This window comes from Streptomyces sp. AcH 505, assembly GCF_000818175.1.
Taxonomy (GTDB): domain Bacteria; phylum Actinomycetota; class Actinomycetes; order Streptomycetales; family Streptomycetaceae; genus Streptomyces.
This window is the reverse complement of record NZ_JTIY01000001.1, coordinates 5,426,436-5,442,207: the sequence shown is the minus strand read 5'-3', so window position 1 is coordinate 5,442,207 and position 15,772 is coordinate 5,426,436. Positions and strand designations below refer to the sequence as shown.

At 70.3% G+C, this 15,772-nt stretch carries 12 protein-coding genes; 5 read left to right on the top strand and 7 right to left on the bottom strand.

What is annotated here, in order from left to right; all coding sequences use genetic code 11:
• The 3 genes from HY68_RS24480 to HY68_RS42895 form a co-directional block, all read left to right on the top strand.
• A partial coding sequence (locus HY68_RS24480) for an acyl carrier protein (protein ID WP_041992317.1) occupies positions 1 to 344 on the top strand: 344 nt, incomplete at its 5' end.
• Positions 334 to 2,709 carry an amino acid adenylation domain-containing protein gene (locus HY68_RS24475; RefSeq protein WP_078863763.1) on the top strand — a complete coding sequence of 792 codons (2,376 nt, stop codon included), beginning with the start codon at positions 334 to 336 and terminating at the stop codon, positions 2,707 to 2,709. The genes HY68_RS24480 and HY68_RS24475, both read left to right, overlap by 11 nt.
• On the top strand, positions 2,706 to 3,491 hold the full coding sequence (locus HY68_RS42895; protein ID WP_157874383.1) for a hypothetical protein: 786 nt from the start codon (positions 2,706 to 2,708) through the stop codon (positions 3,489 to 3,491). The genes HY68_RS24475 and HY68_RS42895 overlap by 4 nt, the downstream gene beginning before the upstream one ends.
• A 60-nt stretch (positions 3,492 to 3,551) precedes the next feature.
• On the opposite strand, the gene HY68_RS24470 is transcribed toward HY68_RS42895, so the two are convergent.
• The 5 genes from HY68_RS24470 to HY68_RS24450 form a co-directional block, all read right to left on the bottom strand.
• Positions 3,552 to 5,144 (bottom strand): condensation domain-containing protein, encoded by a 1,593-nt coding sequence (locus HY68_RS24470; protein ID WP_041992314.1) that lies wholly within the window; start codon positions 5,142 to 5,144, stop codon positions 3,552 to 3,554.
• A 118-nt stretch (positions 5,145 to 5,262) separates the two neighbouring features.
• On the bottom strand, positions 5,263 to 5,709 hold the full coding sequence (locus HY68_RS24465) for a hypothetical protein (RefSeq protein ID WP_041992311.1): 447 nt from the start codon (positions 5,707 to 5,709) through the stop codon (positions 5,263 to 5,265).
• 162 nt (positions 5,710 to 5,871) lie between these two features.
• Complete coding sequence (locus HY68_RS24460; protein ID WP_041992309.1) at positions 5,872 to 7,641, bottom strand: ABC transporter ATP-binding protein; 1,770 nt, start codon at positions 7,639 to 7,641, stop codon at positions 5,872 to 5,874.
• A complete protein-coding gene (locus tag HY68_RS24455) occupies positions 7,638 to 9,368 on the bottom strand; it encodes an ABC transporter ATP-binding protein (RefSeq protein ID WP_041992307.1) in 1,731 nt (576 codons plus the stop codon). The genes HY68_RS24460 and HY68_RS24455 overlap by 4 nt, the downstream gene beginning before the upstream one ends.
• A gap of 43 nt (positions 9,369 to 9,411) precedes the next feature.
• On the bottom strand, positions 9,412 to 10,176 hold the full coding sequence (locus HY68_RS24450; protein WP_041992304.1) for a GntR family transcriptional regulator: 765 nt from the start codon (positions 10,174 to 10,176) through the stop codon (positions 9,412 to 9,414).
• Positions 10,177 to 10,329: 153 nt separating this feature from the next.
• On the opposite strand from HY68_RS24450, the gene HY68_RS24445 reads away from it, so the two are divergent.
• A complete protein-coding gene (locus HY68_RS24445; RefSeq protein WP_041992301.1) occupies positions 10,330 to 11,229 on the top strand; it encodes a (2Fe-2S)-binding protein in 900 nt (299 codons plus the stop codon).
• Positions 11,230 to 11,533: 304 nt separating this feature from the next.
• Positions 11,534 to 12,604, top strand: a complete 1,071-nt coding sequence (locus HY68_RS24440; protein ID WP_041992299.1) for a DUF2637 domain-containing protein — start codon at positions 11,534 to 11,536, stop codon at positions 12,602 to 12,604.
• An 81-nt stretch (positions 12,605 to 12,685) separates the two neighbouring features.
• Here HY68_RS24440 and HY68_RS24435 read toward each other — a convergent pair whose 3' ends face one another.
• Positions 12,686 to 14,428 carry a pyruvate dehydrogenase gene (locus HY68_RS24435; RefSeq protein ID WP_041992296.1) on the bottom strand — a complete coding sequence of 581 codons (1,743 nt, stop codon included), beginning with the start codon at positions 14,426 to 14,428 and terminating at the stop codon, positions 12,686 to 12,688.
• A gap of 63 nt (positions 14,429 to 14,491) precedes the next feature.
• Positions 14,492 to 15,772: protein phosphatase 2C domain-containing protein (locus HY68_RS24430; protein ID WP_241778669.1), on the bottom strand; the 1,281-nt coding region annotated here is incomplete at its 5' end.

The window sequence follows — 15,772 nt, the reverse complement described above, 5'->3', positions numbered from 1 at the left end:
AGGCCGAGCAGGCCGAGCAGGCGGCGCAGCCGCCGTACCGACCGGCGCCGGCCGAGGAACCGGCCACGGTCGAGTCACGGCTCCAGGCCATCTGGCAGCGGCTGCTCGGTGACCAACCGATCGCAGGTGACGCCGACTTCTTCGCCCTGGGCGGCGACTCCCTGCTCGCTGTGCGTCTCATAGCCCTGATCCGGCGCGAATTCGACGTGACGCTCAACCTCGACGCAGTACTCGAACACTCGGCCCTCGCCGCACAGGCGAGGCTCGTCCGAGCGGGCTCGGCCGAAAGCTCCAGCCCTTCCATGGCGACGCCGGAGAGGACACGAACGCCCCATGAGTTCTGAACAGCCGCTGGCAAAGATCGTGGCGTTACACGACAGCACGGTACGACCCGTAGTGATCGTCGACTTCAACGAGTTCACACCGAAGACCACACTGGCCGACGTGGCGGACCCCCTGACCGCGGAGCGCGGCCTTTACCGCATCGACGCGGTCACCGCTCCGCTCACCGACACCGAGGACATCGTCGAACTCGCCCGTGCGTGCGCACAGGAGCTGAACCGCCTCGGGGTACGTCCCGAGACGGTGATCGGCTACTGCAGCGCGGCGACGCTGAGTCTGCACCTGGCGGACCAACTCACCGGCCAGGGCTCCCCCGGACCGCGCGTCGTCCTGCTGGAGCCGACCTGGCTGACACCGGACCTGATCCGGGCCGACGCCGCGGCGATCCGCGCGACCCTCGGCGCGACCGCCCGCGAGGACTACGAAGGCGAGCTGTCCCTCCCGGAGATCATGGACTGGCTGCGCCAGGCCCTGATCACACGACTCCGCGCCGACGGGCTTCCTGAGGAAGACCTCGACATGTGCGTCGTCATGCTCAGCGACCGCTATCGCGCCTGGTTCGGATTTCTCCTGCACACCCTCGACACCCCTGTCCCGTCCGCGCTACGGCCCGACGCGGTGGTGGTCGGGAACGACGGGCTGCGATTCGCCCACCCGGACTGGCCGCGCGCCGGGGTCCGAGTGGAGGAGATGCCACTGCCGACGGGATCGCTGCTGGGTGATCCGCAGACCGCCAGGCTGCTCGGTCAGCTCATCGATCCGCCGTCAGCCGCCGCCGGGCCGCGGGAACACGGTGAACCGGCATGGGACGACGGCGCGCGCATGCCGGATCTGCTGTGGCGCGCGTTCGACCTCGCGGGAAGCGCACCGGCGGTCGCGGACGAGGCGGAGTCCATCTCGTACCGGGAACTCGCCCGGCGTGCAGGCGCGTTGGCCCAGCGACTGCGGGACGAAGGTGTCACGTCCGATGTGACCGTTGCCGTGTGCGCCGAGCGCTCGGTCGGCCTGGCGGTCGCGATCGTGGCGGTCCTGCTCGCCGACGGCGCGTTTCTGCCTCTGGACCCGACCTGGCCGGCCGGCCGGATCGAGCATGTGCTCAGCGAGGCCGAACCGCCGGTGATCCTTGCCGACGAGCAGTACCGACCGAAACTGCCGACCCGTCGCGGTACCACGGTCCTCGGCCTTGACGGCGCTCCTGGGTCGTCGGCCGGCCAGGCAGGCGGCCGGGCTCCGGCGCAGCCGGGTACGGACAGCGATCTGGATCTCGCCTACGTGATCTATACCTCGGGATCCACCGGCCGGCCCAAGGGTGTCGGCGTTCCGCAGCGCGGTCTGGTCAACCGGCTGCGCTGGATGGAGGAGCGGTTCCCGATCGGCCCCGGCGACGCGGTCCTGCAGAAAACCCCGTACACCTTCGACGTGTCCGTCTGGGAGTTCCTGTGGCCGCTGACGGTGGGCGCACGGCTGGTCATGGCCAGGCCCGGCGGGCAGCGGGACCCGGAATACCTGGCGGAGACGATTCGCAGGGAAGGCATCACGGTCGTCCATTTCGTACCGTCGATGCTTGAGGCGTTCCTGACCGAGACCGAGGCGGCTCCGTGCTCCGCACTGCGGCATGTCATCGCCAGTGGCGAGGCGCTGAGCCGCGGGTTGGCCAACCGTTTCGCCGCGTCGTACGACGCGCGGTTGCACAATCTCTACGGCCCCACCGAGGCATCGATCGATGTGACGTGGTGGACCTGCCGAACACCCGAACCCGGGCCGGGAGTTCCGATCGGCCGGCCGATCAGGGGGGTACGTGTGTCGGTACGCGACGATACCGGCCGCCCCGTCAGCGCGGGGGAAGTGGGTGAACTGTACGTCGGCGGAGTGTGTCTCGCCCGCGGGTACGTCGGTCAGCCGGAGTTGACCGCGGCGAGCTTCGTCAACGACCCCGACGCATCGGGCGAGCGCCTGTACCGTACCGGCGATCTGGTCAGCTGGTCGGACGAAGGATTCCTGGTGTTCCACGGCCGCCGGGACCACCAGATCAAACTTCGCGGGCTGAGGATCGAGCCGGGCGAGATTGAAGCGGTGGCCGCCGAATATCCTTCGGTCGGTGCGGCCGTCGCGATGGTGCGGGACGATGTGGCCGGCAGTGCGAAACTCGTGCTCTACGTCACCCCCGCACTGGACCCGGACGAAACCGCGGCGCTACGGCGCCACTTGGCCGCCATGCTGCCGGAGCTGCTGGTCCCCGCGGTGATCGTGTCACTGCCCACGTTCCCCGTCACCGCCAACGGCAAGTGTGACCGGGTGGCCCTGCCCGCCCCGGCGAACACCGGCATCGGTCGCGGTAGCACCCGCCGCCGGCCCGCTGCCGGATGAGTGACGACGATCCCAACCCGGCAGAGGCACCGCTGATGGACTTGACATCACATCTGGAAGGTATTGCCGACGACTGCCTCAACACCCCGCACCGAATACGCCACATGGGGCCGAGGTTCATCTCGACGAGCGCACGAAATGACCAGGACGCCGTCATGTTCGATGCCGCGTGCCTGTTTCTTGACGTCAACGGGTCGTCCGATATTTTGAATGCCCTGGGCAGACAGGACGGAGCCAGATTCTTCCGGGCTCTCGCGCTGGGCGCTGCGGCGGTCACAACGGCCAATGAGGGACACGTCCGCGGGGTACAAGGAGATGCCGTACTGGCTTTCTTCACCGGCCCGCACAGCGCGCTCAGGGCCGTTGACACAGCCGTACAAGTCAACCGTTATGCCTCGAACAACTTGCATCCGCGATTTCAAGCGCACTTAGGGCGCAATCAGGCTGCGACGCGAAGGAGACTGGGTTTCAGTGTCGGCTTCGGCATAGACATAGGGTCGGTCTTCACCGTTCCTGTGGATGCCGGCGGCGTAAGAGACAGGATTTGGGCGGGGCGCTGCGTGAATACAGCAGCCAAGCTTTCCAAAGTTCCGCGGGACCAACGTCCCTTGGCGGTGACGAAGGAGGTTTTGACCTCCATCGAGGAGGAGTCGAAGGATCATCCCGGTCGGCTCCCTTCCGATTACTGGTCTCATGCGGTAACCGTTCGCACGGGTGGAGCGCTACGAACGGTGCAGTTCGGTGGGCAACCTCTCGGCGAAGAGGAAAAGCTGCCTTTGTGAACTAGCAACTCGCACCCCTTCGGCGCGGATCGGAGACGATCCGCGCCGAAGGGGTGAAACTCATGCGGTCGCCTCGTCCACGAACTGGGTGAGCGCGTCACACAACGCCGCACCGAACCGGTCGACAAGTCCGTCGGGGTAGCGGCCCGCTACCGTATTCACACCCATGCGGAGTTGGTCACCGTCGCGCTCAACCTGAATACTGGGCCCGGGGAAAGTTGTGAAAGGTGCGCTTTCCTCCAGCAGCCGGGCCCGCGCGGCCCCCAGATGGGCGCCGACCGTCGAGCCGCCCGTGTGGTGGACGTAGATGTGTGGCTTGTGCGGTGATCGACCGCCTACCGTGCCCTGATATCGCCGCACCAGCACGTTGAACGGCACCGGATTGCGATACGCGAACATGAGCTGCTCCTGCGTACGACGGACCAGTTCGAGTGCCGACACCCGCAGGCCGCCGTCCGGGTCACCGAGGCGGACGATCACGCTGTCCGAGAGCCAGCCGACCAGGTGTTCCTCGTCGACGCTCGTCCGGCCGGACTGGGAGGAGCACACCACGGCGTCCTGTCTGCCGTCGAGCGCGTGCAGCGCGTGGAAAACCAGGCCCATCACCGCGGTGTGCTGCGTGACTCCGGCGGCCAGGCAGGCGGCCTCGAACGCGGCAGCCGTAGGAGCTGACGGGGTGAACTCGCTGAACGCGGCCGGTTGCGGCGGACGGAACTCCTCCGCGGGATCGACCGGCGCGAGATCGTCCTGTGGTGCGCTGGGGAACCCGGCCAACGCCTTGTCCCACGCCTCCAGCATGCGGGCCTCGCCGGCCCGCCACTGCGCGTCACGCGCGCCGAGTACCTGTTGCGGGGTGACGGGCAGAGACGGCAACTGCGGCCGGCGGTTCTGCAGCGCCGCCTCGTAGAACTCGGTGAGGTCACGCCACAGCAGCCCCATGGAGGTCGCGTCGCTCACCAGGTGGTCGACGGTCATGGTGAACAGGCTGCGGTCCTCGCTCAGCAGCGTGATGTGCGCGGACAGCAGAGGTGAGCCGCTGAAGTCGAAGGGGGTGGCCGCCGTCTCGTGAGCCAGGGTGAGCGCGTCGGACCAGGCGTCGTCGAAGGGACGGTGGCGCAGGTCGCGGACGCCCAGGAACGCTTCGGTCTCGCTCTGTACCGGCAGCTCGGTGAGGCTGAGTTCGGCCTGGTCCGTGAGGAACGCGGTCCGCAGCCCGGGGTGCCGGGAGACGAGGCTCCGGACCGCCGATTCGAGCGCCGGGACGTCAACCGGGCCGACGAGCTCCACCGCGAGCTGGATCGCGAACGGCGGCGCGGCCTCGCCGGCCCGCAGCCGCTCGCGCACCATCGCCAGGCGGTTCTGCTGAGCGTGGGAGAGCCCTGGCACGGCCGCCGGAACGCTGTCCGCTTGCTGCCCCAGGTGTGCGGCGATCACCGCGAACTGCCGCGCGAATGTGCGGTGCTCCAGGACGTCGACAAGGCCGATCTGCGTGAAGCCCGCCTTTCGGATCCGGGCGGCCAGAACCGTCGCTTGCAGCGAGCTGCCCCCGAGCGCGAAGAAGTCCGTATCGTCCTGTGGCTCGGACCCGAGTAATTCCGCCCACTGCGCCGCGAGCCAGCTTTTGAGCTCGCCCGGCGCGACTGTCGGTTCCATGGAAATCCCCGTTGTCATGCTGTTTGGTTCCCTTCGGCAGGTGATGCGCGGCCGGCGTCGTGCGCGAGCGTAGGACAGTTCGACGGGGCCGGCAACATCGAACTCGCTTGTATGCGGGCTACTTCGGAACGTCGGCGGTCTGCGCGAGATGTCCTTCGATCAGCGCGACGTCGGCCAGGTCTTTGGCCCGGCCGAGGCTCCGCTTCCAGATGAGCGTAAGTGACAGTGACAGGAAATGTACGCCGTCGATCATTTCGCTCTCGTCGATCAGGCGGTCGGTGTCGACGTCGACCCCGAACTGGCGGATCGGATGCCAACGGTCGAATATCTCGACCGGTGCGCCCGTAAGCCCGACCCGCAGCCCGTTACCGGATGCCGCCGGGCCCGGCCGGCCGAGTTCGACGGCCCTCGCCCAGGCCGTTCCTCGGGCCACCAGGTCGAGGTCGGATATCTCCGGCTTCAGATGGTGCACTAACAGCGGTGCGCTACCGGCGACGACATAGTCGCGTGGCGGGAGATCGAGGGTTGCGAGCAGGGTTCTGAGGCGGGATTCAGAGATGGCCATACGCCTATCATGCGCACTGAAAGGGCGTCGGTGTGACGCATTTGGCGGTCAGAGCCGATCCGGAGTGGTGGGAAGTGCGGAGGGGGTGGCCCTTGCGGGTTACTGTTCAGGCGGAATCTTGTCCCGGGCGTAATTAAGCGGAACCTGGCGGGTTTCCCCGGCTCAGTGCGCGGTGCCCGGCTCGCCCTGCCACGAGTGCCACAATGCCGCGTACTCGCCCTCCGTCGCCACCAGTTCGTCGTGCGTGCCCAGTTCCGTCAGGTGGCCGGCTGCCATTACCGCTACGCGGTCCGCGTCGCGGGCTGTGTGGAGGCGGTGGGCTATGGCTATGACTGTGCGGCCCTTCAGGACCGCTGCCAGGGCGCGTTCCGTGTGGCGGGCTGTTGTGGGGTCGAGGAGGGCCGTCGCCTCGTCCAGGACCAGGGTGTGCGGGTCGGCCAGTACGACTCTGGCCAGGGCCAGTTGCTGCGACTGCGCGCCGTTGACCAGATGTCTGCCCGCGCCCAGTTCCGTGTCCAGGCCGTCCACCAGCCGCTGGACCCAGTCCGCTCCCACCACCGCCAGCGCCGACCACAGGTCTTCGTCCGTGGCGGTCGGCGCCGCGATCAGCAGGTTGTCGCGGACCGTGTCGTGGAAGACATGGTGCTCCTGTGTCACCAGCACCACCTGGCGGCGCAGCTCGTCCGGGTCCAGGTCCGCGACGGGTACGCCACCCACCGTCACCGTGCCCCGGCCCGGTCGGTCGATGCCGACGAGCAGCCGGCCCAGGGTGGACTTCCCGGCTCCCGACGGGCCGACGACGGCGAGCCGTTCGCCGGGGCGGACCGTCAGGTCGACGCCGTGCAGCACGTCGCGGCCGCCGTCGTACGCGTAGTGGACGCCCGTCACCTCGATGCGGTCGTCCGCGGGGACCGGGCCCGTGGACGGCCGTACGCGCGGGGCCAGTCCGAGGCCTTCGACGCGTGCGAACGCGGCTCCGCTGCTCTGCAGTTGCTCCATCTGCTGCAGGATCACGTCCAGCGGCTGCGAGAGCTGCCGCAGGTACAGGGCGCAGGAGACGACCGTGCCCAGGCTGACCGCGTCGTGGTCGAGCAGCGCGCCGCCGACCAGCAGGACGGCGACCAGGGGGATGACGTACGAGATGTCGATCGAGGGGAAGAGCACACTGCGCAGCCGCAGCGTCCGCATCCGGGTCCGCAGCCACGTCCCGTTGGCCTCGCGGCCGGCCGCGATCCGGCGTTCCTGGAGGCTCAGCGCCTCGACCGTACGGGCGCCCGTGGCCGTGGTGGTGATGACCTCCGCCAAGCCCGAGTCGGCCTCGCCCTGGACGAGGTAGGCGGTGCGGGCGCGGCGCAGGTACCAGCGGGCGGCGATCACGATGCCGAACAGGCCCAGCAGGCCGCACAGGCCGAGCAGCGGATCGAGGACGAGTACGGCAGCGATGATGAACACCGCCTGGATCGCGGCGATCACGATCTCGGGGCCCGCGTCGCGCAGGGTGCTGCCCACCGCCACGACGTCGGTGGTGCCCCGCGATGTCAGATCGCCGGTGCCCGCCCGCTCCACCACGGCGACCGGCAGGTCGAGTGCCCGGTCGACGAACTGTTCGCGGACACGGGCCAAGGTCCGTTCGCCGAAGCGGTGGCCGACGTACCCGGCGTAACGGGTGAGGATCAGCTGGGCGAGCGCGCAGGCCACGATGGCGTACGCGTACCGGTCGACGGTGCCGACGGCGCCGTGGCCCGCGCTCACCACGTTGACGATGCGCCCGAGCAGCCACGGCGCGACGAGACCGACGGCCGCCGCAGCCGCGTTGAGGACGAGCATCAGGCTGAAGGCGGCACGCTCCTGCCCGATCAACCGCATCGCGGCGCGCCGGACGTGGCGCTGTGCCGCGACGGGCAGCGCGGTTGCGTCGCGGTCGCCGGTCATCGGCCCAGCACCCCCTCGTCCTCCTCCGCACCCCGCGACACCAACTCCCGGTATCCCGCCGTCGATGCCAGCAGCTCCTGGTGCGTGCCCACGGCCGCCACCCGCCCGTCGGCCAGATAGCAGACGGCGTCCGCGTGGTCCAGGAGCAGCGGCGAGGTGCTGGTGACCACCGTCGTACGCCCGGCGCGCGTCGCGTGCAGGCGCGCGGCGAGGGCGGCTTCGGTGTGCGCGTCGACCGCCGAGGTCGGTTCGACGGCGAGCAGCACCTCGGGTTCGGCGAGCAACGCCCGTACCAGCCGCACGCGTTGGCGCTGGCCGCCGGAGAGGTTGCGGCCCTGGGCGTCGATCGCGGAGTCAAGTCCCCCGGGCAGCCCTTGGACAATGTCGTCGGCGACCGCCGTACGTACGGCCTCGGCGATGGCTTCGTCTCTCCGTTCCGACCGGCCCTCGACGACGGCGCGCAGGGTGCCCGAGAACAGATCGGCTTCGTTGTCGGCGACCAGGATCCGTTCCCGTACGTCCGTCAGGGCGACGGCGTCGAGCCGTACGCCACCCCAGGTGGCTGCCGAGCGGGCGAACCGGCCCACCCGGTCGACCACGGCGGCCGTCTCCTCGGGCCGGGCCGAGACGAGCGCGGTCATCATCCCGGGTTCGATCTCCACACCGGATTCGGGGTCGCGCAGTGTGGACGGTTCAGCGGGCGCCGCCACCCGCGCCGTCCCGGTGTCGTCCGCCGCCTCGGGGCGCAGGTTCAGGAAGTGGGTGACACGGCGGGCCGCGACCAGCCCGCGGCTGACGTCGTAACCGCCCTCGATGAAGAAGGAGACCGGCACGACGAGGACAGCCACGTAACCGTAGACCGCGACCAGATCGCCGGCGCTGATCGTCCCCTGCGCCGCCATCCGGGCGCTCAGCCACGTCACGGCGGCGAGGAACAGCGCGGGCAGGCCGACACCGAGGGCCTGGATCCAGCTCGTCACCGCCCCCACCCGGTAGCCCTCGGTGCTCAGCCGCCGCGAACCGCGCCGGTAGCGCGTCGCGTACGCGTCCTTGCCGCCGAGACCGCCGAGGACCCGCAGCCCGCCCACCATGTCGGCGACCCGGGCGGCCAGCTCGCTCTGCTGTGCGCGGTACGAGGTCTCCACCGCCCGCAGCCGGCCCAGCAGCGGTCCGATCAGCAGCACCAGTACGGGCACGCCCAGCACCACGACCACGGCGAGCAGCGGCGAGATGGTCAACAGCAGTACGGCCACGACGGCATACGAGAGCACGGCGCCGACTCCCGGCCCTGTCACGGTCAGGGTGCCGGCCATCATCGCGACATCGCCGAACCCGATGGTGACCATCTCCCCCGCCGTGACACGGCGCGGGAGGGTGGCACCGAGCCGCGTCGCGTGCTCGACCACGGTCTGCACCGTGCGCAGTGCGGCGTCCGTCCGGATCCTGGTCATGGTGCGGTGGCGCATGATCGCGAGCCAGGCGTTGAGGACGCCGACGCCGAGCAGCGCGGCCGTCCAGCCGAGCAGCGCGTCGCGCCGGCCGGGGCGCAGCCCGTCGTCGATGGCGTGCGAGAGCAGGAACGGCGGCAGGGTGAGGGCGATCATCCAGAGGCTGCCGAGTGTGGCCCCGGCGGCGATACGGCGGGGCTGGCTCGCGGCCAGCCACCAGAGATAACGCGCGGCACCGCGCCGGTCGGGCTCTCCCGGGTTCATGTAGGCGCCACTCATGGGTAACACACTAGTCAAATGCCCATGTGGGCCGGGCTGCGGGTCAGCCCGAGGCGCCCGTGAAGTGTTCGCTCACGAGCGACTGCACGACCGGCAGGTCCCGCGCCATCAGCGCGTCGAGGAGCGCCAGATGCTCGGCCGCGTCGGCGACGAGATCCGCGCGGCGCGTCGCCGGTGCGCTCACCAGCGGCCACTGCGAGCGGCGGTGCAAGTCGTCGGCGATCATGACCAGCTGCTGGTTGCCGGAGAGCGAGAGCAGTGCCCGGTGGAAGGCCCTGTCCCGGTCGGCGTACGCGGCGCGGTCGCCGCAGGCCGCGGCCGCACTCGTCTCGTCGGCCAGGGGCCGCAGCGCCGTCCAGCGCTCGGTGGGGACGGTACGAGCCAGCCGTAGCATCACCGGCACCTCCAACAGCGCCCGAACCTCGGCGAGTTGGGCCAGTTCACCGGCGCTGCGCTCGGCGATCCTGAACCCGCGGTTGGGTACGACCTCGACGGCACCCTCGACGGCGAGCTGCTGCATGGCCTCACGCACGGGCGTGGCGGAAACACCGAACCGGTCACCGAGCGCGGGCGCGGAGTACACACCGCCGGGCACCAGCTCGCCACTGACGAGCGCGGCACGCAGGGCGGCGAGTATCTGACCGCGCACGGAGTGGCGGCGCACCGGCAGCGCGGCGGCCGGCTCACTGTGCGTGTGTTCGCCGCGCGCCTGCTCCGGCAACCGGACCGACCGGACCGATTCGTACGAGGCCGATGCCGATGCCGACGCGCCGGTGGCCTCGGTGTCACGCGTACCGCTCTGCTCCACGCGGGTCCACCTCCGGCCTGTCAGGTCCCCGCCCGGGTCAAGGGCGGCCGATGCTCCTCTGCACGATAGGCGGCCCCGGCCGCAGTTCAAACATCGATCACATCGGGTAAGGTAAGCCTTGCCTGTCAACGAACGTGATTCGGTGGTCCCCGCATGAGCCTGTCCACCCTGCTGCCCAGCTTGTCCACCTCGCCCGTCAGCGCCGCCTACACGCGGCTGACCGAGGTGTTCCCAGGGATGCGGGTGGACGAGATCGCCGAACGTGAACCGCTGCCGACCGGGGCCGGCTGGCTGGGCGCCGCCGACCTCGCGGCCGGCGGTCCCGTCCTGGACGAGTTCCTGGCGTGGGACGCGGCCCAGGTGGTGCGGGACTACGGCCAGGAGGCCCGGCCCGACGTGGTCGCCACCTTCGGTCTGCACCGCTACGCGTGGCCCGCCTGTCTGCTGATCACCGTGCCGTGGTTCCTCCAGCGGCGGGTGCCACGGCTGCCGGTCGGGGCCGTCGCCTTCCACCGGACGCAGGGCCGGATGGCCGTCAGGACCGGGGAATTCGCCTGCCTGCCCGACGACCCGGCCGCGGGGCTGCCCGGCGCCCGTGTCGTACCGGACGAGGAGGCGCTGCGCGCCGAGGTACGGGCCGCGGTAGCCGAGCATCTCGGTCCGCTCCTCGATGTCTTCGCACCCCGGATGCGCCGTGGCCCGAGGGCGCTGTGGGGCATGGCGACCGACGAGATCGTCGAAGGGCTCTGGTACGTCGGCTCGCTCGTGGACGACGAGCCGCGCGCGATGGCCGAGCTCGAACTGCTGCTGCCGGGCGGCGTACGGCCGTACGTGGGCACCCCCGGTTTCCGGGAGCTGACCGGCGGGTCGGGCGAACCACTGCCGACGCGTGACCGGGCGAGCTGCTGCCTCTACTACACACTGCGGCCGGACGACACGTGTGTCACCTGCCCGCGTACGTGTGACGCGGACCGGGTGGCGAAGCTCGCCGCCGCCGAAGCCGTCACCGAAGCCGTCACCGAGGCCGCCGCGCAGGCCTCCGCGCAGCTCTGACACACCCCGGCACACGCCCCGGACACCCCCTGACACACCCCTCACACACCGCTCCGGAAGGCCTCGTACGGCGGAAGTTCAGCGGTGGGTCTGACGGATCGTCACCCCGCGTTCAACGCCACTCGCAAGGGTGATATTAATCAAACATGACAGCCGCATGCCGCACGGCAGTTCTAGCCGAACGCGCCTATTTGCGTAACTCGACGCCCCGTTGGCGTTCTCTTGTCCCGAAACCCTCTGTGGGACACCCTTCTTCCGCCAATATGGCGCCCGAAACGTCCTACTGCGATGCAAGGAACACCGCATGCGTCTGACCGACATATCGCTCGACTGGCTGCTTCCCGGCGGCGTGCTGCTCGTCGGAATCCTGGCGGCGGTGGCAGTGCTCGCGCGCGGCAAGCGCGCGAGTGTCAAGGCTGCGGCCGGCTCCGAGGACTCCTGGGAACGCCAGGAAGAACGCCGCAGACGGAAGGAAGCCATCTACGGCACGGCCTCCTACGCACTGCTCTTCTGCTGTGCAGCGGTGGCCGCCGCGCTCTCCTTCCACGGCCTGGTCGGCTTCGGCCAGGAAAACCTCAACCTCACCGACGGATGGGAGTACTTGGTTCCGTTCGGCCTCGACGGCGCGGCGATGTTCTGCTCCGTGCTCGCCGTGCGCGAGGCCAGCCACGGTGACGCCGCTCTCGGCTCGCGGCTGCTCGTGTGGCTGTTCGCCGGCGCTGCCGCCTGGTTCAACTGGGTGCACGCGCCTCGGGGGTTCGGCCACGCCGGCGCGCCCCAGTTCTTCGCGGGGATGTCTCTCTCGTCAGCGGTGCTGTTCGACCGCGCGCTGAAGCAGACCCGCAGGGCCGCGCTGCGCGAACAGGGCCTGGTGCCGCGCCCGTTGCCGCAGATCCGAATCGTACGGTGGCTGCGTGCGCCCCGCGAGACCTTCGGCGCCTGGTCGCTGATGCTGCTCGAGGGCGTCCGTACACTGGACGAGGCGGTCGAAGAAGTCCGCGAGGACAAGCGTCAGCAGGAGCAGACCAGGCACCGCAGGCGCGAACAGGGAAAGCTGGACCGGGCGCAGATAAGGGCGCTCAACCGGCAGCACCGCTCCTGGCCGCGTGGTCGCGGTGGCCGTCAGGTCCCCGCACTGACCGCATCGGGTTCGGCTCCCGCAGCCGTCGGCTCATCGGAGCCTGCGCTATCGGAGCCCGAACCCCTCCCCCAGCGGGAACCGGATCCGCAGCGCTCGTGGCCGTCCCTTCAGGCGGTCAAAGGCGCTGAGACTCCACGTACCGTGGACCTCACGGCGGAGGACGACACCCAGGCACTGCCGAGGCTCGACTCCCTTGAGCGCAAGCTCAAGGACCTTGAGCAGCAGTTCGGCTGATCCTGGGTCAGACAGATCGGATCGGAGCGGGTCGGTACGGCGGAGACGCCGCACCGGCCCGCTCTGTCGTCGGCCGGCGCGTCAAGGGCGTGGCACGTTGCGCAGGTTGGAGCGGGCCATCTGCACCATGCGGCCGACTCCCCCGTCCAGCACGATCTTGCTGGCGGAGAGCGCGAAGCCGGTGACCATGTCCGCGCTGATCTTCGGCGGGATGGACAGCGCGTTCGGGTCGGTCACCACGTCGACCAGCGCGGGACCCTTGTGCTTGAAGGCGTCCTTGAGCGCGCCCTCCAGCTGCTTCGGCTTCTCGACCCGCACCCCGTACGCCCCCGCCGCGCGCGCGATGGCGGCGAAGTCCGGGTTGTGGTTGGTGGTCCCGTAGGCGGGCAGCCCCGCGACCATCATCTCCAACTCGACCATCCCCAGTGCCGAGTTGTTGAACAGGACGACCTTCACCGGCAGGTCGTGCTGGACCAGCGTCAGGAAGTCGCCCATCAACATGGAGAATCCGCCGTCGCCCGACATCGAGACGACCTGCCGGTCCCGGTCGATGAACTGCGCGCCGATCGCCTGCGGCAGGGCGTTGGCCATCGAGCCGTGGCTGAACGAACCGATGACCCGGCGCCGTCCGTTCGGGGTGAGGTAACGCGCCGCCCACACGTTGCACATGCCGGTGTCGACGGTGAACACGGCGTCGTCGTCCGCGAGATCGTCCAGGACGGCCGCGACGTACTCCGGGTGGATCGGTGTGTGCTTCTCGACCCTGCGGGTGTACGCCTTGACCACACCCTCCAGCGCCTCGGCGTGCTTCTTCAGCATCTTGTCGAGGAACCGGCGGTCGGTCTTGGCCCGCACCCGGGGGGTGAGCCCCAGCAGCGTCTCGCGCACATCGCCCCACACCGCGAGATCCAGCTTGGAGCGGCGGCCCAGGTGCTCCGGCCTGATGTCCACCTGGGCGATCTTGACATCGTCCGGGAGGAAGGCGTTGTACGGGAAGTCCGTACCGAGCAGGATCAGCAGATCGCACTCGTGCGTCGCCTCGTACGCCGCGCCGTAACCCAGCAGGCCGCTCATCCCGACGTCGAACGGGTTGTCGTACTGGATCCACTCCTTGCCGCGCAGCGCGTGCCCGACCGGGGACTTGATCCGTTCGGCGAACTCCATCACCTCGGCGTGCGCGCCCGCAGTGCCACTGCCGCAGAACAGGGTGACCCGCTCGGCCTCGTCGATCATCCGCGCCAGCTTCTCGATCTCGGCGTCGCCCGGCCGTACGGAGGGACGCGAGGTGACCAGCGCCTGCTCCGAGGCGCGTTCGGGCGCGGGCGCCGAGGCGATGTCGCCGGGCAGCGTCACCACACTCACACCGCTCTGGCCCACGGCGTGCTGGATCGCCGTCTGGAGCACCCGTGGCATCTGCTTCGGGTTGGAGATCATCTCGCTGTAGTGGGAACACTCCCGGAACAGCTGGTCCGGATGGGTCTCCTGGAAGTAGCTCAGCCCGATCTCGCTGGACGGGATGTGCGAGGCGAGGGCGAGGACCGGGGCCATCGAGCGGTGCGCGTCGTACAGGCCGTTGATGAGATGCAGGTTGCCGGGCCCGCAGGAGCCGGCGCAGGCGGCGAGCTTGCCGCTGATCTGCGCCTCGGCGCCGGCCGCGAAAGCCGCGGTCTCCTCGTGCCGCACCTGCACCCAGTCGAGGCCCGGGGTGCGGCGGATGGCGTCGACGACAGGGTTGAGGCTGTCGCCGACGACGCCGTACAGCCGCTGGACACCCGCTTTGACGAGGATGTCGACGAACTGCTCCGCCACGTTCTGCTTGGCCATGGGAGGCGCACCCTTCCGGTGTGAAGTCCGGTTCCGGTGTCCATCAACCCATGTCCCGCGCGGTTACGCCTCCCAGACGGCGACCGCCGTGCGGTCGTCGGCGTAGCCCTTCACCCGCAGCTGGGTGTCGGCCAGGAACTCCACGAGACCGGGCGGCTCGGCCCCGGCCCAGCGCTCGGCCAGTGCACCCGCCAGCTCCGGGCCGCCGCGCAGCGGCTCGGACAGGCCCGGGCCGCACAGCAGGAGCGTGTCGCCCGGCCGGGCGACGGACGCACGGAACCGGAACGGCTCGGCCGGCGCCGGGGCCGGCTCGTCGACATGCGGCGCGGGGGCCGTCGTGATCCCGAGGTCCATGGTCAGCCGGTCCCCGTCGGGGGTCTCGGCGGGCTGCGCCCCGAAACCGACGACCGCCTCGCCCGTCACCGCTCCGGGGTCCGGGGCCGGCGGCTCCAGGTCCTGCCAGACACCGTCCCTGAGCCGGAAGAGACCGCCGGGGCCCACGCCGAAGAAGACGCGGGTCCTGCACTCGGGATCGGCGGACAGCAGCAGGCAGCGCAGCCCCGCGGTGTACTCCTGCGGTTCGACGCCCAGTTCGGCGGCGCGTGAGCGGAGCTTGCCGAAGCTGCGGTCGGTGAGCCGGTGCAGACCGGACTTGAGATCGCCCCTGCGGCCGCTCCGTATGTCGTCGGAGAGCCGGCTGTGGCTGCGCCCGACGGCGCCGCCGATCCAGTGACACGCGTCGGCCGCCGCGCGATGCGCCCCTTCGGTCGCGCGGGCGCCGCTGGCGACGGCCACCAGCACGAGCGCACCGGCGCCGCTCCCGAAGCGCGCCGTCAGCAGCGCGTCCCTGCGCGGCTCGCCGCGGTAGCGCGCGGAGTCGCCGCGCACGGAAGCGGCGCGCAGGGTGTACGTGCCGTACCGGGCGCCGTCGAGGACGGTGTCGGCGACGAGCGCGCCGAGGTCGTCGTAGTCGGCGGGGGCGAGGGCGGTGGGCTCGGGGTCGTACGTGGGCGGCCGGTCGCCGACGTGCGCGACGCCGGGCCGTACGAGACCTCTGTCGCCGATGGCGGTGTTCTCCACGGGGCTCTCCGCCAGTCTCTCCGGTTGCGTGGACGGCTTCTGGGGCTGCTTCGCGGGCTGCTGCTCGGGCTGCCTCTCGGCGTACTCGTCCGCGTACTCGGCTCGCGGCGGGACCGGCGGCGGAGGAGGCGTGGCCGGAGGCGTAAGCGGAGGCTTAAGCGGAACCGCCGGCGGGGCGGCGGAGCGGCCCGGCAGTGGCCGCGCGTCGGACGGGTCGTACGCCACGGGCGGCTCCCACGGCGCCCGCTGCCGGGGAGGCGCGGA